This window comes from Mesorhizobium sp. ORM8.1 (assembly GCF_053005525.2).
Window position 1 is genome coordinate 6,812,749 of the sequence record NZ_CM132600.1, and the last position, 19,521, is coordinate 6,832,269.

Annotated in this window: 19 protein-coding genes; 14 read left to right on the plus strand and 5 right to left on the minus strand. The window is 58.8% G+C overall.

Going from position 1 to position 19,521, the window contains the following annotated elements; translation table 11 throughout:
• The first annotated feature begins 40 nt into the window (after positions 1-40).
• From paaZ to ACVDG8_RS34000, 3 genes are all read left to right on the plus strand, one after another.
• Positions 41-2,101 (plus strand): phenylacetic acid degradation bifunctional protein PaaZ, encoded by a 2,061-nt coding sequence (gene paaZ, locus ACVDG8_RS33990; RefSeq protein ID WP_447252375.1) that lies wholly within the window; start codon positions 41-43, stop codon positions 2,099-2,101.
• Between the two features lie 105 nt (positions 2,102-2,206).
• Positions 2,207-2,791, plus strand: a complete 585-nt coding sequence (locus tag ACVDG8_RS33995; protein WP_455707410.1) for an asparaginase — start codon at positions 2,207-2,209, stop codon at positions 2,789-2,791.
• Positions 2,791-3,117 (plus strand): hypothetical protein, encoded by a 327-nt coding sequence (locus ACVDG8_RS34000; protein ID WP_447252377.1) that lies wholly within the window; start codon positions 2,791-2,793, stop codon positions 3,115-3,117. The genes ACVDG8_RS33995 and ACVDG8_RS34000 overlap by 1 nt, the downstream gene beginning before the upstream one ends.
• 149 nt (positions 3,118-3,266) lie before the next feature.
• Here the strand turns inward: ACVDG8_RS34000 and ACVDG8_RS34005 are convergent, their stop codons facing one another.
• The 4 genes from ACVDG8_RS34005 to paaG are packed head-to-tail and all read right to left on the minus strand — an operon-like array spanning position 3,267 to position 6,446.
• A complete protein-coding gene (locus tag ACVDG8_RS34005) occupies positions 3,267-3,863 on the minus strand; it encodes a TetR/AcrR family transcriptional regulator (RefSeq protein WP_447252378.1) in 597 nt (198 codons plus the stop codon).
• A 3-nt stretch (positions 3,864-3,866) separates the two neighbouring features.
• Complete coding sequence (gene paaK / locus ACVDG8_RS34010) at positions 3,867-5,177, minus strand: phenylacetate--CoA ligase PaaK (RefSeq protein ID WP_447252379.1); 1,311 nt, start codon at positions 5,175-5,177, stop codon at positions 3,867-3,869.
• Between the two features lie 31 nt (positions 5,178-5,208).
• Entirely contained in the window at positions 5,209-5,655 is a 447-nt protein-coding gene (paaI, locus tag ACVDG8_RS34015) for a hydroxyphenylacetyl-CoA thioesterase PaaI (protein ID WP_447252380.1), read from the minus strand.
• Positions 5,652-6,446, minus strand: a complete 795-nt coding sequence (gene paaG, locus ACVDG8_RS34020) for a 2-(1,2-epoxy-1,2-dihydrophenyl)acetyl-CoA isomerase PaaG (RefSeq protein ID WP_447252381.1) — start codon at positions 6,444-6,446, stop codon at positions 5,652-5,654. The genes paaI and paaG overlap by 4 nt, the downstream gene beginning before the upstream one ends.
• A gap of 213 nt (positions 6,447-6,659) precedes the next feature.
• Here paaG and ACVDG8_RS34025 point away from each other — a divergent pair, with 213 nt between their 5' ends.
• Entirely contained in the window at positions 6,660-8,702 is a 2,043-nt protein-coding gene (locus tag ACVDG8_RS34025; protein WP_447252382.1) for a 3-hydroxyacyl-CoA dehydrogenase NAD-binding domain-containing protein, read from the plus strand.
• Between the two features lie 142 nt (positions 8,703-8,844).
• Here ACVDG8_RS34025 and ACVDG8_RS34030 read toward each other — a convergent pair whose 3' ends face one another.
• Positions 8,845-9,564 (minus strand): helix-turn-helix domain-containing protein, encoded by a 720-nt coding sequence (locus tag ACVDG8_RS34030; protein ID WP_447252383.1) that lies wholly within the window; start codon positions 9,562-9,564, stop codon positions 8,845-8,847.
• A 367-nt stretch (positions 9,565-9,931) separates the two neighbouring features.
• Between ACVDG8_RS34030 and ACVDG8_RS34035 the strand changes: the two genes are divergently transcribed.
• The 10 genes from ACVDG8_RS34035 to ACVDG8_RS34080 all read left to right on the plus strand — a co-directional run bounded on the left by ACVDG8_RS34035 (position 9,932) and on the right by ACVDG8_RS34080 (position 19,441).
• Positions 9,932-10,558 (plus strand): hypothetical protein, encoded by a 627-nt coding sequence (locus ACVDG8_RS34035; protein WP_447252384.1) that lies wholly within the window; start codon positions 9,932-9,934, stop codon positions 10,556-10,558.
• Positions 10,555-11,223, plus strand: coding sequence for an ABC transporter permease (locus tag ACVDG8_RS34040; RefSeq protein WP_447252385.1), 669 nt, complete (start codon positions 10,555-10,557; stop codon positions 11,221-11,223). The genes ACVDG8_RS34035 and ACVDG8_RS34040 overlap by 4 nt, the downstream gene beginning before the upstream one ends.
• 7 nt (positions 11,224-11,230) lie before the next feature.
• Positions 11,231-11,965, plus strand: a complete 735-nt coding sequence (locus tag ACVDG8_RS34045; RefSeq protein WP_447252386.1) for an ABC transporter permease — start codon at positions 11,231-11,233, stop codon at positions 11,963-11,965.
• 109 nt (positions 11,966-12,074) lie between these two features.
• Positions 12,075-12,791: an amino acid ABC transporter ATP-binding protein gene (locus ACVDG8_RS34050; protein WP_447257168.1), complete on the plus strand. Its 717-nt coding sequence runs from the start codon at positions 12,075-12,077 to the stop codon at positions 12,789-12,791.
• A gap of 286 nt (positions 12,792-13,077) precedes the next feature.
• Positions 13,078-13,860: a transporter substrate-binding domain-containing protein gene (locus ACVDG8_RS34055; protein ID WP_447252387.1), complete on the plus strand. Its 783-nt coding sequence runs from the start codon at positions 13,078-13,080 to the stop codon at positions 13,858-13,860.
• A gap of 155 nt (positions 13,861-14,015) precedes the next feature.
• On the plus strand, positions 14,016-14,519 hold the full coding sequence (locus ACVDG8_RS34060) for an alcohol dehydrogenase catalytic domain-containing protein (protein WP_455707411.1): 504 nt from the start codon (positions 14,016-14,018) through the stop codon (positions 14,517-14,519).
• A 46-nt stretch (positions 14,520-14,565) separates the two neighbouring features.
• Positions 14,566-15,042 carry a zinc-binding dehydrogenase gene (locus tag ACVDG8_RS34065; protein WP_455707412.1) on the plus strand — a complete coding sequence of 159 codons (477 nt, stop codon included), beginning with the start codon at positions 14,566-14,568 and terminating at the stop codon, positions 15,040-15,042.
• Between the two features lie 169 nt (positions 15,043-15,211).
• The gene (locus ACVDG8_RS34070; protein WP_447252389.1) at positions 15,212-16,606 is read left to right on the plus strand and encodes an aldehyde dehydrogenase family protein; all 1,395 of its coding nucleotides are present in this window, start codon (positions 15,212-15,214) and stop codon (positions 16,604-16,606) included.
• Positions 16,607-17,590: 984 nt separating this feature from the next.
• The gene (locus tag ACVDG8_RS34075) at positions 17,591-18,400 is read left to right on the plus strand and encodes an MBL fold metallo-hydrolase (protein ID WP_447252390.1); all 810 of its coding nucleotides are present in this window, start codon (positions 17,591-17,593) and stop codon (positions 18,398-18,400) included.
• 84 nt (positions 18,401-18,484) lie between these two features.
• Positions 18,485-19,441, plus strand: coding sequence for an IS481 family transposase (locus ACVDG8_RS34080; protein ID WP_447252391.1), 957 nt, complete (start codon positions 18,485-18,487; stop codon positions 19,439-19,441).
• The last annotated feature ends 80 nt before the right edge of the window (positions 19,442-19,521 follow it).

Consider the following 19,521-nt stretch of genomic DNA (forward strand, 5'->3'; position numbering starts at 1 on the left):
CACCCTTCGACTTCGAACCCCAACGACGAGTACGCCAACCATGAACGCACCGGTAAAATCCATTCGCCAGCTTGAATCCTATGTCGCCGGGCAATGGGCGCGCGGCGCCGGCAAGGCCGTGCCGTTACTCGACGCGGCAATCGGCGAGACGGTGGCGCTGATCGACGCCGGCGGCATCGACATGAAGGCAGCGCTTACCCATGGCCGCGAGAAGGGTGGACCGGCGCTGCGCAAGATGAGTTTTCACGAGCGCGCGCTGATGCTGAAGGCGCTGGGCCAGGCACTGATGCAGGCCAAGGAAGAATTCTATGCGCTGTCGACGGCGACCGGTGCGACCCGCACCGACAGCTGGATCGACATCGAGGGCGGCATCGGCACGCTGCTCTCCTACGCCTCGAAGGGCCGTCGCGAGCTGCCGAACACACTCACACTGGTGGATGGCAATGTCGAACCTCTGTCGCGCGACAATACGTTTTCAGGCCAACATATTCTGACACCGCTGGAAGGTGTGGCGGTGCATATCAACGCTTTCAACTTTCCCTGCTGGGGGATGCTGGAAAAACTCGCGCCGACGCTGCTCGCCGGGATGCCGGCCATCGTCAAGCCGGCCAGCCAGACAGCCTATCTGACGGAGCTGATGGTGCGGCGAATCATCGGTCTGAACATCCTGCCGCAGGGCGCGCTGCAGCTTATCAGCGGCTCCGTGGGTGATCTTCTCGACCATGTCGACTGCCAGGACGTGGTGACCTTTACCGGTTCGGCGGCCACAGGGCGCAAGCTCAAGTCGCATCGTTCGATCGTCGACAAATCGGTGCGCTTCACCATGGAGGCGGATTCGCTCAATGCCGCGATCCTCGGTCCCGATGCGGTACAGGGTACGGAGGAATTCGATCTCTTCGTCAGGGAAGTCACCCGCGAAATGACGGCGAAGGCCGGCCAGAAATGCACCGCGATCCGTCGCGTCATCGTGCCGCGCGCAAGCGTCGAGGCATTGATCAAGGCGCTGGGCGAGCGGCTGGCGAAAACCGCCGTTGGCAATCCGGGCGAGGAGACAGCGAAGATGGGGCCGCTGGCCAGCCTGGCGCAGCGCGACGAAGTGCGCCAGCGCATCAAGGATTTGCAGCGCGATGCCGAGATCGTCGCCGGCGACCCGGAACGGGCGACACTCGTGTCGGGCGACCCCGAGGCCGGCGCCTTCCTCAACCCGGTGCTGCTCTATTGCGATAGACCTGATAGCGCGCAGGCGGTGCACGATGTCGAGGCCTTCGGCCCGGTCAGCACCATCATACCCTACGAGACGGTCGAGGAGGCAGCGGAACTGGCGCGACGCGGCAAGGGCAGCCTCGTCGCCTCGGTCTTCACCAACGATGCCAAATTCGCGCGTGACGCCGTGCATGCGCTGGGGCCGTGGCATGGCCGGGTCATGATCGGCAACCGCGTCAGCGCCAAGTCGTCCACCGGCCATGGCTCGCCGCTGCCCGTGCTGGTGCATGGCGGACCGGGGCGTGCCGGCGGCGGCGAGGAGCTCGGTGGCATCCGTTCGGTCAAGCACTATATGCAGCGCACCGCCGTGCAGGGCGCACCCTGGCTGTTGTCGGAAGTCACCGGGCGCTGGATGCAGGGCGCGAAAGCGAAGGTGGACGGCGTCCATCCGTTCCGCAAGTCGCTGGCGCAACTGGAGATCGGCGACCAGCTGGTCACCGCCAAGCGCACCGTGACGCTGGAAGACATCGAGCATTTCGCCGCCTTCACAGGCGACAATTTCTACGCCCACATGGATGAGGCGGCGGCCAAGGCCAACCCGTTCTTCGACGGGCGCGTGGCGCATGGCTATCTCATCGTCTCCTTCGCCGCCGGGCTTTTCGTCGATCCGGCACCCGGTCCGGTGCTGGCCAATTACGGCGTCGACAATCTGCGCTTCCTGACCCCGGTCAATCCGGGCGACACGCTGCAGGTGACGCTGACCGCAAAGCAGATCAATCCGCGCGAGACCGAGGATTACGGCGAGGTGCGCTGGGATTGCACGGTGACCAACCAGGAGACGCAGGTGGTGGCGCAATATGATGTGCTGACCATGGTGGCGAAGATTTGGCCGAACTAGCCGCCGCGCTGGCGTACGACGTAACAGTAGGGTCTAGGTATGGAACTCTCGAAGGTTACAATCATCGCGACTGGAGGCACGATCGCTTCGGTTGGCAGGTTCCCAATGGACTTGCTTGATTATCCCGATTCCGAGGAGATTTTGGGCGCTGAGTCGCTTCTGGAACGGCCTCCCGATATCAAACGCTATTGCCGCCCTGTGCCAATAGCGTTTGGTGCGATCGACAGCACAAACGTGACACCCGACGACTGGATGCGCCTGAAGGGCGTGATTTCCACGGCTTTAAGTGAGGACATCGCGGGAGTAGTTGTTACGCACGGCAGTGCAAGCCTCGAGGAAACCGCCTACTTTCTTGACCTCGCAATCGATGATCCCCGCCCAGTTGTCCTGACTGGCGCGATGCGTCCCATATCTGGCGTCAGCTCGGACGCGCCTCTTAACCTCATCAACGCTTCAATAGTTGCGTCGGATCCGGCCAGTCGAGAGTTGGGAACACTTGTATCCATGAACGGTTCAATCCACGCGGCGCGCTATGCAGCCAAATTTCACACCTCGAACCTCGAGGCTTTCGCTTCTTCTGTCGGTGGCCCTATTGGAGAGGTTGCTTATGCCTCGGTGCACTACTCGTCGCGACCAGCGCCTTCGCCTAAATTTGCCGTTTCCGGGCCTTGCCCAGGGTTGATATCGTGATGTCGTACGCTGGCGCCGACGGATCCGCGATCGTTGCCTCCGTGAATCAGAATGCACAGGCGATTGTGGTGGCAGGTTTTGGCGGCGGCTATTCGGCGGTTCGTCAGCATGAAGCCTTGTCCTATGCAAAGACGAGAGGCGTCGAAATAATCCAGTCCAGCCGTTCAATGTGCGGACGGGTTTTTCTGCGTAACGACATCCGCAAGGAAGGGCATATCGCGTCGGGATGTCTTTCGCCGCAAAAGGCCCGCATCCTTGCGATGCTTGCGATCGGTGCGAACTTGCACGGAGACAGCCTACAAGCCGCCTTCGATCGAGCGGGTTAATCGGCTGCATCCGCTCTGGCTGCTCGGCTTGCCCTAGGATTGGAAAAAGCCGCCCTTACCGGTCGCGCGTGGCGCGAGAGCGTATGCTGGCTTCGCTTGTTACGCGGAATTCCACAATTGGCGTAAGCCTGCCACGCCGCCAGCCTCGGCTAGCGAATGGCTTTCACACCGTCCAAAAAGAGAGATGCCACAAGTTCCGCATATCCTTTGCGGCTCATCGCTCCGCTCGGTTTGAACCAGGTGTGCACCCAGTTCAACATGCCAAAGAGCGACATTGTCACGGGCATCACCATCGCCCGTCGATCAACCAACGCTGGATTGATTTCTTCCACAATTGCTGAAAAGGCACGGATGATGCGTCGCTCGATCTGATTGAGCTCGCCCTTCTGGACGTCGGATAGAGACCCTGTTCCGTTCAACAAGACCTGCTGATAGTTTGCCGCGTGACGATAATTTTCAAGCACCGCTGCGATCAGTAAGCCAAGCCGCTTGTCCGGCGGCTGATTGGGGAGATCCGCTCCAGCAATCGCAGCCTCGAGCTCGACAAGGTGGGTGCGACCGATGTCGAAAATGAGAAGTTCCTTGCTGGGATAATAGTGGTAGAGCAACGCCTTGGAAACATTGTTTTCCTTGGCAATTCGCGCCATTGAGGCGTGTTCCATGCCGAGCTTTGCAAAGACGGCGGCTGCGCTGTCCAGAATGCTGCGGCGTTTCTCATCGAAATCTGCAGCCTTCGTCCTCGCCATTGCCTATCCTTTTGGCCTGTTGTCGACTACGCGCTTTGCCTTGCCCGCGGACCGCTCGACCGAATCTGGATCACCAACCTTGACCTTGGTGCTTACCCCAACCACGGATTTGATGTGGTGCGCAAGTTCCTTGGCCGACGCGTTACGCTGGACTTCACCCATTGCGTGCGGCATCGCTTCGACATGCACAACCATATCGTCCATCCTGCCTGAGCGCGTCAGTTCGATCTGAAAATGCGGTGCAAGGCCGTTGCACTTCAGTATCTGTTCTTCGATCTGCGTAGGGAACACGTTGACCCCTCGCAATATCATCATGTCGTCCGAGCGGCCGGTAATCTTCTCCATACGCCGCATCGTGCGTGCCGTACCGGGCAACAGGCGCGTCAGGTCACGCGTACGGTAACGGATAATCGGAAGAGCTTCCTTGGTTAGCGAGGTAAAGACCAGCTCGCCCAATTCGCCGTCCGGCAGCACTTCTCCCGTTTCGGGATTGATGATCTCGGGATAGAAATGATCTTCCCAGACATACAGCCCATCTTTTGTCTCGACACATTCATTGGCCACGCCCGGTCCCATCACCTCGGAAAGGCCGTAAATATCGACCGCATGCATGTCGAAGTCCTTCTCGATCTCCTGCCTCATGGCATTCGTCCAGGGCTCGGCGCCGAAAATACCCACGGCCAACGACGATTCCCGCGGATCAAGGCCCAGGCGGCGATACTCGTCCAGAATCGACAGCATGTACGAGGGGGTAACCATGATGATGCGCGGTTTGAAATCCTGGATCAATGTCACCTGGCGTTCGGTCATGCCTCCGGAGATAGGCACTACCGTACAGCCAAGCTTCTCGGCGCCGTAGTGCGCCCCGAGGCCACCGGTGAAGAGCCCATAGCCATACGCGATGTGGCAAATGTCTCCGGGCCGCCCGCCGGATGCTCGAATGGAACGCGCTACAACCGAGGCCCAAACTTCGATGTCGTTCCTGGTGTATCCAACCACCGTCGGCTTACCCGTCGTGCCGGAGGAGGCGTGGACGCGCACCAGATTCTCGCGCGGTACGGCGAACATGCCAAACGGATAGGTGTCCCGCAAATCTTTCTTTGCCGTGAAGGGAAACTTGGCCAAATCCTCAAGTGAGCTCAGATCATCTGGATGTACCCCCGCGTCATCGAATTTCGCCCGGTAGTGCGGTGAGTTCGCATAGGCATGGCTCAAGGTCGACTTCAACCGCTGGAGCTGCAAGCTCGCGATCTCGTCGCGGGATGCCAGTTCGATCGGTTCGAGGTCGCTGGGGCGCGGCGCAAGATCTTCCATTGAACTCCTCCAAGATTTCTTTTGACCACCGTTAGGCGGGCATGGGCAAATGCGTACCTTTGATCGTTCGCGAATGGCCGCGAAACTCAGCCACAGGCTCCCCGTTCTGGTTCGTGATCTGGATGTCGTAGATGCCGCTGCGGCCCATCGCCGAGATCTTGCGCGCGACAGCGCGCAACCTGTCTCCGGCAAAGGCCGGGCGGAGGAATGTCACTGAACAGTGTTGCGCGACGGCGTGGTAGTTGTAGCTGTTGCAGGCATATGCGAACGCCGAGTCCGCAAGCGTGAATATGTAGCCGCCGTGACAGATGCCATGGCCATTGGTCATGACCTCCGAAACGGTAAGGGAAAGTGTTGCCTTGCCTGGCGCCACGTCTTCCAGCGTCATGCCGAGATGGCACGAGGCACGATCGTTCTTCCACATTGCTGCGCCGGATGCCTTCGCAACCGCCAACGGGTCGTTGCGGTCGACCGTCATTTGCCCTTGAACTCCGCCGGCCGCTTGTCGAGGAAAGCGGCGACGCCCTCGGCGTAATCGGCGCTTTGCCCGGCCTTGCGCTGCAGGTCGCGCTCGAGGTCCAACTGCTGATCCAGACTGTTGCTGGCTGCTGCCTGGATGGCGTGCTTGATCAGGCCGAGGCCATATGTAGGGCCAGCAGCAAGCTGCCTGGCGAGAGCGTTCGCCTCGGCCATCAACTTGTCATCATCTGCCACCTTCCAGATCATTCCCCACGCGGCCGCAGTTTCGGCCGGGAGCGGTTCGGCCGTCAGCGCCAGACCCTTCGCTCGCGCCTCACCGAGCAACCGCGGGAGGCTCCAGGTGCCACCAGAGTCGGGCACCAGCCCCAGTTTTGAGAAGGCCTGGATGAACTTTGCAGAGCGGGCCGCGATAACAATGTCGCATGCCAGTGCGATGTTTGCGCCAGCCCCTGCAGCGACCCCGTTGACGGCACATATAACGGGCTTGCTGAGACTGCGTATCAGCCGTAGCAGAGGGTTGTAGAAGGTCTCGATCGTGTAGCCTAGATCCGGAGCCTCGGTCGACTTGCGCGGGTCGCGGTCTCCCAAATCCTGTCCGGCACAGAAAGCGCGGCCAGCGCCTGTCAGAAGCAGTGCACGGATTGCTCCGTCTTCGTATGCTCGCTCAAACTGCCTTCTGAGCGCTGCGTGCATATGTTCATTGAACGAATTCAGCTTGTCAGGACGGTTCAGGGTCAACGTCATAACGCCGTTGCTGACCGCGACAAGCACTGTCTCGGACTGGTTCAATGGTTTCCTCCCAAGGCTCATCCCATTCGACAGTGGAAGAGGTCTTGCATAATCCGACCGGTCGGTCAATAATAAATGTAGGCACAAGTATTCTGTGCGGTCTCGAACCTTGGGCTGTGACAACGTGGCTGGCTTCGATCAATCGGCTGCCTGACCGCGCCTCGTAGAGCTTGGCCGCCTTATCTTCTCCGGAAACATCTGGGTCTGCAAAACATGGCAGTGAACGTTCAGAAACGCAGTGACGGTCGTGCGGTGGTGTCCGTCGATAATGCGCCCGTCAATGCCTTGAGCCAGGCCGTGCGTGAGGGATTATGGGCCGCCGCCGAGGCTTTGGACGCCGACCCTGACGTGACGAGTGTCGTACTGATTTGCGCTGGCAGAACCTTCATTGCCGGCGCCGATATTGCTGAATTCGACACGCCGCCGCAACCACCGCATCTGCCCGACATGGTCGCCCGCCTCGAGCGAGCAGCAAAACCTTGGGTCGCGGCGGTCCACGGCAGCGCGCTTGGCGGCGGCCTGGAAGTCGCGCTCGGCTGCCGCTGGCGAGTCGCGGTTAGCTCCGCCAAGTTTGGCCTCCCCGAGGTCACACTGGGCCTCATCCCCGGCGCCGGGGGCACGGTGCGGCTGCCTCGCCTTGTTCCGTTGGAGTATGCCGTGAATATGGTCACCGGGGGCAAACCGGTGCCTGCTCAGAAAGCGCTTGAGATTGGTCTGATAGACGCAATCGTCGACGATGATCTTGTGCTCGGTGCAATCACCTTCCTTGATAAGGCACCCGTCGACCAGCCGGCCGCGCACCAGCGCCCTTGTCCGACCGAGAGCTCCGCTTTTTGGAACGAGCGCGAAGGGGAGTTGAGCAAGCGCGCGCGCGGAGAGATTGCACCTCTTAAGGCGTTAGCGTGCTTGCGCCGGAGCAGCGAGGTGGATTTCGCGCAAGCGCTAAAGTTCGAACGGGAAACGTTCCTGGAGCTTCGCAATTCTAATCAGGCACAGTCCCTCCGGCATATCTTTTTCGCGGAACGAGCCGCCGCCAAGCCGCGTGAATATGACGGCTTGAGTTTAAGACGTGTTGGGAAGACGGCGGTTGTCGGAGGCGGCACGATGGGGGCCGGGATCGTCGCGGCAATGCGCGATGCCGGGCTGCCGGTGGTGCTGGTCGAGCGCGACCAAGAGGCGCTTGATCGCGGTATGAACAATGTTCGAAGTGTCTTCGAGGCAAGTATCAAGCGCGGTAAGCTAGCGCCCGAAGCTGCGACTGTCCGCCTCGCGGGCATCGAAGCCACAACTGCCTACGAGGACTTGGCGGACGTTGACCTGGTCATCGAGGCTGTGTTCGAGGATCTTGCGGTAAAGCGCGACGTCTTTAGGGCACTTTCTTCGGCGTGCCGGGACGACGCTGTCCTTGCCACCAACACGTCCTATCTGGACCCTAACGAGATCGCGGCAGGGATCGCGCGTCCTGAGCGCGTGATAGGACTGCATTTCTTCAGCCCTGCCAACGTGATGAAACTGTTGGAGATCGTGGCTACGGCCGAGACGGCTCCGAATGTCGTGGCGACCGGTCTCGACCTGGCAAAGCGCCTCGGCAAGGTGCCCGTCATTGCTGGCATCTGCGACGGCTTTATTGGCAATCGAATTCTCAAGAGCAACCGCCCACTTCTTGAGCGTTTGCTCCTCGCAAACGTTTCACCGGCCGAGATCGATACAGCCATGCGGAGCTTTGGCCTGGCAATGGGGCCTTTCGAGGTGCAGGACCTTTCCGGCTTGGACATCGCAGCTTTCCAGCGCAAAGCCGCACGCGGGCGTGGCGAGACGCCGTTCGCGCCCATCAGTGACTGTCTCGTCAACGATGGCCGCCTCGGTCAGAAGACCGGGAAGGGCTGGTACGACTACGCGCCCGGGGCTCGTGTTCCGAAACCCTCAACCGCGGTCGCTTCGACCATCGCAAAGCTTGCCGCTGCCAAACGTCCGGTATGCCTGCCAGCAATCGATTTGGCAGAAATGGTGGTCTTTCCAATGATCGACGAAGCGAGCCGCATCCTTGAAGAAGGTGTAGCCCGCCGGCCTGCGGACATAGACCTCGTTCAAGTGCATGGCTATGGGTTTCCGCGCTGGCGAGGTGGCCTCATGCATTTCGCCCAGTCGAGAGGCCTGTCGGCAATTGTCGAGGCACTTTGGGAGATGCACCGCGCCGGATTTGTCCAGCCTCCGAGCGAGTATCTAATTGCCGCTGCAGCCAAAGGGCATTTCTAGAAAATGGGATAACCGCTGCTGCTGCCTTCAGGCGGGTTCTCAATCAATCGAGACGGCCTTCTCAAAAATCAGCAGCGCCAAGCAACCGCCGAACACTTGATGGGGTCAGTTGTCCTAAAGTGCCCCGGAGCTCATCGCATTCTTACGTACGAAGGTTGAACACCACCGATAAGTGCCGCACTGGCGACTCCAATAGACGCTCGTGACCGTGGATCGAGTTCGCATCGAATATCATCGTATCGCCCGGATGCAGTTCGACGAGCGTGTCTGCATACCGGTAGACCATGGCGCCTTCCAGTATGTACATGAATTCGATTCCGGTATGCTGGAATCCCGGCGACGGGGCCGCACTATCATTGATTGTCACAAGATAGGGCTCGACGTATTTTTCCCCGGATAGCAGGTGCCCCAGTAGTTGATAGTTGAATCCCGCTTTCGAGCCCCGCCGCTGAACCTCGATACCGCGGCCAGCACGAACAATCGAATAATCGGCGTGCGAATTGTGGGCGGCGAACAGCCGTGCAACGGGAACCTTCAGAACGCCGGCAACGGCAAGCAGTGTTGCAAAGGATGGTGTTGCCTGGCCGGTCTCGATCTTGGACAGCATTCCGTTGGAAAGGCCGGCAGCTTCAGCAAGCGCGTTTCCTGCCATGCTGAGGCTCAATCTCAAGCTTCGAATTTCCTTGCCGACTGCCAAAGCCAGGGCGTCCGTTTCCCTCGCCCTGACCTCCGCTGTGTTTGCTGGCGATATTTCATCTCCCGGTTCGGCCTTATCGTGACCAGGGCGCGTCATCATGGACAGAGCGCCACGCTTCACACGCTTCGCCTCCGCAGCCTTCCTTCCACTTGCCTTCAGAACCAACGAAGTTCCTCCAATTTCAAGCGACGTGAGTGCTACATGGACCTTGCCTTGGGGCAAAAGTGAATTGTCAGCCTTGGAGCCAACAGTTTCGCCAGGCCATCAGCGCCGAAGCCTTCGTAACTTCTCAAAGACGCCTTGCAAAGGCTTTCGGTTTCCTTTCATGAAAATATTTTCCGGGCAATTGACCCGCAGAGCCGATTGCGAACAGACTCGCAGCCAGTTCCGCGACTTGGGTGGAAGCTCGGATCGCGACCTCCAATTTCAAGTTTGCCTGCCAGCGGAGGCAAACCTGACCTGTGAACCCCGATCTTGGACGGGCGCTGGACGATCCGGGCACCGATAAATAGAGCCTGTTAGGAAGAACCGCATGATTTGCTTTGCGACACTTGGCCCTGTTGGCACGAACCATGAACTTGTCACCAAGCAGTATATCAAATTCAATCAGTTAGAGGGCGCGGAGATCGCGCTTGTTGACAATTTCGAACTTGCCATCGAGGGACTGAGATCAGGCCTTTATGACTTTGTTGTCCAATGCGCTGTTCATCCAGCCACTCCGACCACGATGGGCGCCTATTTCAATGAGGTCTTCGCGATTGATACGTTTATATCGCGGAGCAAGGATCTCGCCGTATTGACGCGCTCGGAAATCGACAACCCGAAGTCGATCGGTTTGCTTGCGCCGGCCACCGAGAGCTACATCGACATCAACAAATGGGAAACCAAAATATCGGAACGCTCGCTTCCGATCATCTTCAACAACCTCCTGGAGGGCAAATACGATTCGGCGCTCGTGTATCTGGAATATGCCGAACAGTTTCCTGACCGGGTGAGGGTCGATCAGGTCATCGGCTCGCCCGACGATGTGTGGATCGTCTATGGCAAGGAGCGCACATCGGGCGGCAGGCTGCAAGCCTGGCATGAAAGCCCTGGAGCCAGGTTCGTCAGGAGCAAAGCAGCGCTCAGGGCGGTATCGGCGGAGCGGGGGGCAACATGACCTTCTTTTCCGGGTACACCTATCAGCTTCTGGTGGGTGCTGTCGTCTCGATCTCGGTCACATTCTTTGCGTTGATTTTCGGCTCCGCTCTGGGGTTGGGTCTTGGTGCCGCGAAAATCTATGGCTCGCGGCCGTTCCGTTACGTTGCCGAAGCCTATACGGCGATCGTCAGAGGCGTTCCTGAACTGATTGTCATTTATTTGATCTATTACGGCAGCACGGTCGCTTTGACCAAGCTGACCGGGAGTTATATTGACATCAACGGCTTTACGGCGGGCGTTTTTGCGCTCGGGCTGATTTTTGGCGGCTACGCGGCCGACATCTTCCGAAGTGGAATCCAGCAAGTTGCCCGAGGTCAAAAAGAGGCGGCGGACGCGCTTGGGCTTTCGAAGCGTGTGGCCTTCTTCTCCGTCATTCTCCCTCAAGCCTGGCGTTTGGCATTGCCCGGTTTCAGCAACCTGGCGATCATCCTCCTGAAGCAGACATCGCTGATCTCGGTCATTGGCCTTGAGGAGCTGCTGCGCGCGTCCGCCATCGTCTCCGGGTCAACACGCGCCCCATTCTATGTCTACTCAATCACCGCGGTGATTTATTTGGTCATGACGATGGTCGCGACGGCTCTCCTGCGCTTCGCGCAGCGCAGGGCCAACCGCGGTTTTGCGTGAGGGCACGATGCTCGATTTCTCGATAATGGCTGACGTCTTCCCGTCGCTCATCAAAAGCGTTGGCATGACCGGAAAGCTGGCCCTTTTAATCCTGCTGCTCGGTATGGTTCTCGCGGTCCCGCTGGCCTTTGCCAGAAACTCCAAAACACGTTGGCTGTCGGTCCCTGCCAACACCTATATTCTTGTTCTGCGCGGTGTGCCTTCCTTGCTCCAGGTGTTCCTGATCTATTATGGATTGGGACAGTTGGAGACCGTTCGGGACTCCTTCTTGTGGCCTGTCCTTCGCGATCCGTTTTTCTGTGTCATTATTGCCTTGGGCCTGAATTCGGCGGCCTACACCGCGGAGATCATTTCAGGCGCTTTGAAATTGATCCCGAAAGGCATGGTAGAAGCCGCGTATTCGGTTGGACTGTCCTGGTTCCAGACACAGCTTCTCGTGACGCTGCCACTCGCGGTTCGGGCCGCCCTTCCTGCCTATGAGAATGAGATCATTCTGACGATCAAGGCAACATCCCTCGCCAGCACAGTCACGATTTTGGAACTGACTGGTGCGGCGCGTCTCGAAGTGACCAATACCTACGCGCCCTACGAGGTGTTTCTGACAGCCGGCGCGATCTATTTCTGCATCACAACCAGCATTTCATGGGCATTGCGCGTTCTTGAGCGACGCTTCGCGGTGGAGAACCTCAAGACCGTGGATACGCATGTTCTGAAAGAAGCAGACCTGTCGGTTCAGGGATGAGGCGTGCCGCCTCGAACTTGCGGTTAATGGAGCAATATGCATGGGAACCTTGGCCGAAGAACTGTCACTTCCGCAGGTTGATATTCGTGACCTCGGCGGCGAGGTGCGGATGTCTGGTGTCATCAAACGATATGGCCAGTTTACCGCGCTGAACAAAATCAATCTGGCCGTGAACAAGGGCGAGAAAGTTGTGTTGTGCGGGCCATCGGGCTCGGGCAAGTCCACACTGATCCGCTGCATCAATGGCATTGAAGCCCACGATCAGGGATCCGTGGTCGTCGATGGGACGCCATTGGACGGTGCCCGGTCAAGCGTTGACAAGATCCGCTGCGATGTGGGGATGGTCTTCCAAAGCTTCAATCTTTTCCCCCACATGACGGTGCTCGCCAATTGCATGCTCGCCCCTATGAAGGTGAGGGGGCTGAAGTTCGCCGAAGCCAAAGATCTTGCTCTGGCGTTCCTGACTAAGGTCAGAATTGCCAACCAGGCCGCAAAATATCCCGCGCAGTTGTCCGGTGGGCAGCAGCAAAGGGTGGCGATTGCCCGGGCGATGTGCATGAGGCCGAAGATCATGCTGATGGATGAGCCGACGTCGTCGCTCGATCCCGAAATGGTAAAGGAAGTGCTCGACACAATGACCGAACTGGCCGCGGGCGGCATGACGATGATCTGCGTGACCCACGAGATGGGCTTCGCCCGAGAAGTCGCCGACCGTGTCGTTTTCATGGATGCCGGTTGCGTTGTGGAGGAAGACACCCCAGGCCATTTCTTCAGCGCCCCTTCCACCCAGCGTGCCAGGGACTTCCTGTCGCAGATGCTGCATTGAAACGTCGTACGATCGTGTTGCGTCCAACTTTGCATGTCCGTGATTGGGGGATCGCGATCGCCCTTAAATCGGCAACAAAGCGGATCCAGGGCGCACGTCTGGGCGTCATCTCGCCAAGCTTTGATGCATCGACGTATCGTGCAGACGGATACGGATCCCGCGACAACGCATCGTTGCGATTTCATGTCATGAAAATTGTTTCGTACGCGTTGACTCAAAACGCCCTTCGCTCAAACCTGTCTGGGAGCTCAAAGATGGGCTTACCTGAGAAAAAGGGGAACCTGACATGAAATTCGCAAGCTTGAAAAAAGCCCTCGCGATAGCGGCATTTGCACTAGTAAGCTTAGTTGCCCCGAGCAGCACGTTTGCGCAAGAAACGACGCTGCGGATCGCGACGGAAGGCTCATATCCTCCGTGGAACTATGTCGACGAGAGCGGCAAGCTCGCTGGCTGGGACATCGAAATCTCCAATGCGCTTTGCGCGGAGATGAAGGTGAAGTGCACGATCATAGCGCAGGAATGGGACGGGATCATTCCCGGTCTGACTGCCAAAAAATACGACATGATCGTTGCCCAGATGAGCATCACCGAAGCTCGCAAGAAACAGGTGGCTTTCACCCGGAAATACAAGAATTTGTCATCTCAATTCGTGGCGAAGAAGGGGGCGATCACAGACGCCTCCGCGGACGGGCTGGCAGGTAAGCGCATTGGGGTACAGCGAGGTTCGGTCCAGGATTCGTTCGTCACAGCGCAGTTTCCCAAGTCCGAGATCGTCCGCTACGACAAGACCACGGACGTGGAATTGGATCTTCTCTCCGATCGGATCGATCTGATGCTTCAGGACAAGTCCAGCTCCATACTCGGCTTCTTCAAGCACGAGGGCGGCGACAAATACGAATTCGTCGGGAAGGAATTCTCGGGCGGCCTGCTCGGTGAAGGTAGCGGTATCGCCATCCGCAAGGAGGATACTGAGTTGCTGGCAAAAGTGAACGCAGCGATCGATGCCATCGTAAAGAACGGGACATACGACAAGATTTCAGCGAAATATTTCAATTTCAAGCTGCTGTAGTCAATCAGGGTCGCGGTGGCCGGCTTGTTTTGGGCCGGCCATCCCAGTGTGCTTGGCCGCGATGCGCGGGCGCTCATCTGCAGCCAATTTTGAACAGCGCGGCCTCGGCATCAGGAATGGAGTGCTCAGGCTGCGCGTTGTCTTGGGAGTTGTGAATGCGTGGAATCTCGTTTCCAGGCGGTCGTGAGATTAAGTACACGACGGTGGAGGATCCAACGCCGGGTCCCGATGAGGTGGTCATCGAAATCAAGGCGTCGGGCATGTGCGGAAGCGATTTGCATGACTATCGCGCCGATGCTTCTTCGCCGAATGTGAGACCAGACCTCATTCGGGGTCATGAGCCGGCGGGAATTGTGGTCGCGACCGGAAGCAACGCGAACAAGCGGCTCTGGCGGGACGGTGCGCGCGTTATGGTCCACCATTACTACGGCTGCACGACGTGCAACCAGTGCAGAAGCGGCTGGCCCCAGCTCTGCACCGACGGCGACATGCAGCTCTACGGATCGAACGCTCACGGCTGTCACGCACCCTATATGAAGGTGCCGGCAGCTACGTTGGTGCTGTTGGACGAGCCCCTCTTTCGAGTCAGGAGCCGCTATCAGTTGCGGAACGGGAACGGCATGGGGCGCCTTGAGCAGGCTTGGCGCCACGGGACGTGAGACGATCGCGGTGTTCGGGCAGGGGCCGGTCGGTCTTTCGGCAACAATGATCGCGGCTGCCCAGGGTTTGCGAGTGGTAGCGCTCGATGTGGAGCCGACGCGTCTCGAACTGGCGAAGGAATTCGGTGCGGCCGCCACAATCAACCCGCTGGAGATGGATGCGGCTGCAGGGGTCCGCGACCTGACTGGCGGCAAGGGAGCGGAACTTTCCCTGGAAACGTCCGGATCAAGCGCGGCAGGACGCTCGGCGTTGGATTGCTTGGCTGTTTGGGGTCGAGCCTGCTTTGTCGGTCTTGGCACGCATGTGCATTTCGATGTCGAAGGCTTTCTAGACAGGCAGATCACTGCGATGACGTCATGGTCGATGTCGAGCGTCGGCCAAAGGCAGTTGGCGGACTTCGCCATAAAGCGGAACCTGAATTTCGATCGGCTGTTCACCAGCCGGTGGTCTTTCGACCAAGCCGCCGAAGCCTATCAAGCCTTCGACAAGCAAAGCGGCGGCAAGGGTGTTTTCATTTCTTAAAGGGGCGAGCGCTGGAACAGGCGCCGAATACCTTTCGACTTTCGCAAGGAACAGAAACGTGTCTGACCTATCCCTACAGAGCCAAACCAACTCCTATGCGCCGAGCCTGTCTGTTTCGGTCGAGGAACGGTCCAGGAAGTGTTTCATTGACGGCCAATGGAGTGACCCCGTGGCCGGTGTTCCGTTCACTGTGGTCAACCCGGCCGATGAGAGCGTCCTGGCGGAAATCCTCCTCGGAAACGCCGTCGATGCCGAGCGGGCGGTCGAGGCCGCCAAGACTGCGTTCCCGGGTTGGTCGGCTTCAGACCCAAAATTCCGCTTTGGGATCATCGAGCGCATCATCGCCGGGATTGAGAGCCGCCGCGAAGAACTCGCCCAGGTTCAATCGCTGACGATGGGCGCTCCCGTTGCAAAGTCGAGGCTGGGAAATGTCGATGAAGTCCTCGGCTATGCCAGGGGCATCCTTGCAGGATTGCGCAATTTCCAATTCGAGGAACGTCTGGGGACTACCCTCATCCTGCGAGAGCCAATCGGCGTGTGTGCCTTGATCACCCCTTGGAACTGGCCTCTCGGGCAGATTATTCAGAAAGTTCTGCCGGCCATCGCGACCGGTTGCACGATGGTCCTTAAGCCAAGCGAAATCACCCCATTCGACGCTGTGATTTTTGCTGAGATCGTGACCGAAGCCGGGCTGCCCGCCGGCGTGTTCAATCTCGTCCAAGGCGATGGGCCGACAGTGGGAGGAGCGCTTTCGGCACATCCTGACGTCGCCCTCGTATCCTTCACGGGCTCAACGCGCGCGGGCATCGATGTGGCGCGTGCCGCCGCCGGGACAGTCAAGCGGGTTTGCCAGGAGCTGGGCGGCAAGTCAGCCAACATCCTTCTTCCGAACGCTGATTTCGCGAAGATGGTGCCGATTGGCACGCGTGAGGGCATGCGCAATTCGGGACAGTCCTGCAGCGCGCCCACTCGCATGCTTGTTCCGCGAGACAGATTTGAGGAGGCCAAGCGCCTTGCCAAACGTACAGCTGAGAGCATTGTCGTTGGCAACCCGTGGGTTTCAGGCGTCGACCTGGGACCCCTGGCCAATTCAAAGCAGTTCGACAAGGTACAGTCGCTCATTGAAGCCGCACTTGCAGAAGGCGCAGAACTGGTCGCCGGAGGAACCGGCCGCCCAGAAGGGCTGGAGAAAGGCTACTATTGTCGTCCAACCGTGCTGGCGATGCAGTCGTCGGACGATATGATCGCGCAGACCGAGATCTTTGGTCCTGTGCTATGCATGATCCCCTACGAAGACGAAGAGGACGCAATCAGGATTGCTAACAATTCCGTCTATGGGCTAGGTGGCTACGTCCAGTCGCAGAACCAGATAGACGCACAGCGCATTGCGCGTCGAATTCGCGCTGGAGCCATCAGTGTCAACGATCCAGATTCAGACTTTAATGCGCCGTTCGGAGGTTACAAAATGTCCGGCAACGGACGAGAGCGTGGGCGCTATGGCCTCGATGACTATCTAGAGGTCAAGTCCATCATAGGCTTCTATGAAAGGCAGCAAGACGGTTGAGCGCTGTGGGTGCGCGTTTGGCGCAGCGTCATCCCGTGCGGGGCCGAAGGGCCTGGCCTGAAGCGGGGCAAACGCCCGACACACGCGGCACCCGGCCACGCAGCCTTTCCAGCCAGCGTACTCGACGGGTGGCTTGCTCCGCGAAAATCTACAATCTGTGGCCTCGCAAGGGCGTGATTGCAAAAGGCGCGGACGCGGATATCGTCCTTTGGGATCCCAACGGCACAAAGACCGTCAGCACGAAGACACACCATCACAATACAGACTTCAGCATCTTTGAGGGCAAGACGGTCACAGGGGTTCCAAACACGACGATCGCGCGGTCAGATCGTTTATGTCGACGGACGGCTACAAGCAGAACGTGGTGCCGGCCGGCAGATTAGTCGGAGTGCATTTGGTGCGGCGTATGCCTCGCCTTCCATGTGATCCAGCTTCGTCATGCGGCACGAAAGGAAATCTCCTACAGGCGACACAGCTCTCTCGGCCTCCTGTGATGGACAGCCGACATCGATGGTCAGGCCGTTGTCTGGCCATGCTGTCGGCGCGGCCGCTCAAGTGATTTCGCCGGTCTTGTTTACATGCATCGAACATAGGCGATGCTACGGCTGTGCCCGTCAGTTCAATTCGATGTCCGCGTATGGTTTAACCGCGTATGGTTTAACCTAGCCAAGGGCTGGAAGGCTTGCCCGCCGCCATAGGCTCTGTAGCCACCTAGGACTGTTGGACAGGCATTGCCAGGGCGCCGCCGTCACCTGGACTGAATTTTCGCTATTGTAGAAATATTTCAGCGATGGTAGAAATTATGCGTGTTAAAAGATAAGTTTGGCCGGCGTTCCGGTGCATAATCAAGACAGTGTTGCGGTGTCATCGTGGCAGTTCAGTGATAGATTTCGTGTGGAAAGCACATGCTGTTGCTTTTGCACAGATATGCGAACACGTTCCGATTACCTTGGCCCGAGCTAGTATCTATAAATAGAGGGAAGTATGAGAAAGATAGGCTCCGGAAAACGATTTGCGCGATTTGCGCTTGGAGATCTCAATGTTGTAGCGCTTCGCGATGGCTATATTGACATGCCGACAAGCCGATTGTGCCAGGAGGGCAATCGTCCCTTCGGGTCAAGCCTTCCGCAGCAGGTCGAATTGGTCGATGGCAAACTTCGATTGTCCGTCAATGCCTTCCTGGTCATTGATGGCGACCAATACATTCTGATTGACACCGGAACGGCCAACACGTGGGAGCCATCGATGGGCTTTCTGCTCGATGCCTTGCATGAGGCTGGTGTGTCTCGTGAAAAGATCGAGACCGTGGCGCTCACACACACGCACGAAGATCATGCCCACGGCCTTGTGGCGGCTGACGGAACGGATGCGTTCCCGAACTTGAAGCGTCTCTTCGTTCCGAAAGAGGAAATCCCGCTGTTCGACAAGATCGAGAGCCTGGCTCGCTTCCGATTGCGCCGCGAGCCCATCAAAGGCGGCTTCAAACTCGCCGACAAAATCACCGCGGTAGAGGCACATGGCCATGAAGTTGGCCATACCGCCTATGAGGTCTCCAGCGGTGGCGAAACCCTGCTGATTTGGGGAGACATCGTCCATGTGCAATCCATTCAGTTCGACAGGCCAGAACTGACCTGGGAGTATGACGCGGACCAGGCTCAGGCGCGCGCGACGCGGCAAAGTGTGCTTCGCCGGGTGGCACGCCCGAATTACTATGTTGCGGGCGCACACCTTGCCTCTCCCGGCATTGGTGCTGTCACCGAGCACGGCGAAGGCTATCGCTACACCCCGCTCTAGGTGTGAGCTTTCGGGAGGTTGTCCATTCGGACCGGACCGGGGAGACTGGAGTTACCAGGCTTCAGCATCCACCGGAGGGTCCGAATGAACATCCACAAGAATGCCCGTCTCACGCCGCTGCGTCGAGAGGAGATGGCGCTGTCGGTGATAGAAGGCGCTTTTTCCAAAGCCCATGCGGCGCGCGTCTATGGCGTGTCGGCAAAGATCGTGGCGCGCTGGGTCGAGCGTTATAAGACCGAAGGGCGGGCCGGCATGGTCGACCGTTCCTCGCGGCCCACCGTCATGCCAGGCATGACCGAACGGGCCATTGCCGAGCGCATCGTCGCCTTGCGCCGCCAACGGCTGACCGGCAAGCACATCGCCAACGAGACCGGCGTCTCGCCCGCCACCGTCTGCCGGGTTCTCAAGCGAGCCGGACTGTCGCGGCTTAGGGACATCGAGCCGGCCGAACCGGTCCGACGCTACGAGCGCGAGCATCCCGGCGACATGATCCACATCGACATCAAGAAGCTCGGGCGATTTGAACGGGTTGGCCACCGCATCACCGGCGATCGCACCGGCCAGTCCAACAGTCGCGGCGTGGGCTGGGAGTTCGTCCATGTCTGTATCGACGACGCTTCCCGCATCGCCTTCTCGCAAATCCTGACCAACGAGAAAAAGGAGAGCGCCATCGCCTTCCTCAAGGCGGCGGTCGCCTATTACGCCAGCCTCGGCGTCACCATAGCGCGCGTCATGACCGACAATGGCTCCTGCTACAACTCGAAGGCTTTCGCCAAGGCCTGCCGCGAGCTCGGCCTCAAGCATATCCGCACAAAACCCTATACGCCCAAGACCAATGGCAAGGCCGAGCGCTTCATTCAGACGGCGCTGCGCGAATGGGCCTATGCCATCGCCTATCCGACGTCAGATCACCGCGCCGCCCAACTGCCTGTCTGGCTGCACAGATACAGTTGGCATCGCCCGCACGGCAGCCTAAAATCTAAACCGCCTATCAGTCGCCTGGCTCTAAAAGAGGACAACCTGTTCAGGCTCCACATCTAGGGAGAGTTCGGCCGAGAAAGGCCGCCACGCGCCGACCTTCGAATCCATCGCTAGCCAAGCTGGATGGAATTCCGCATTGG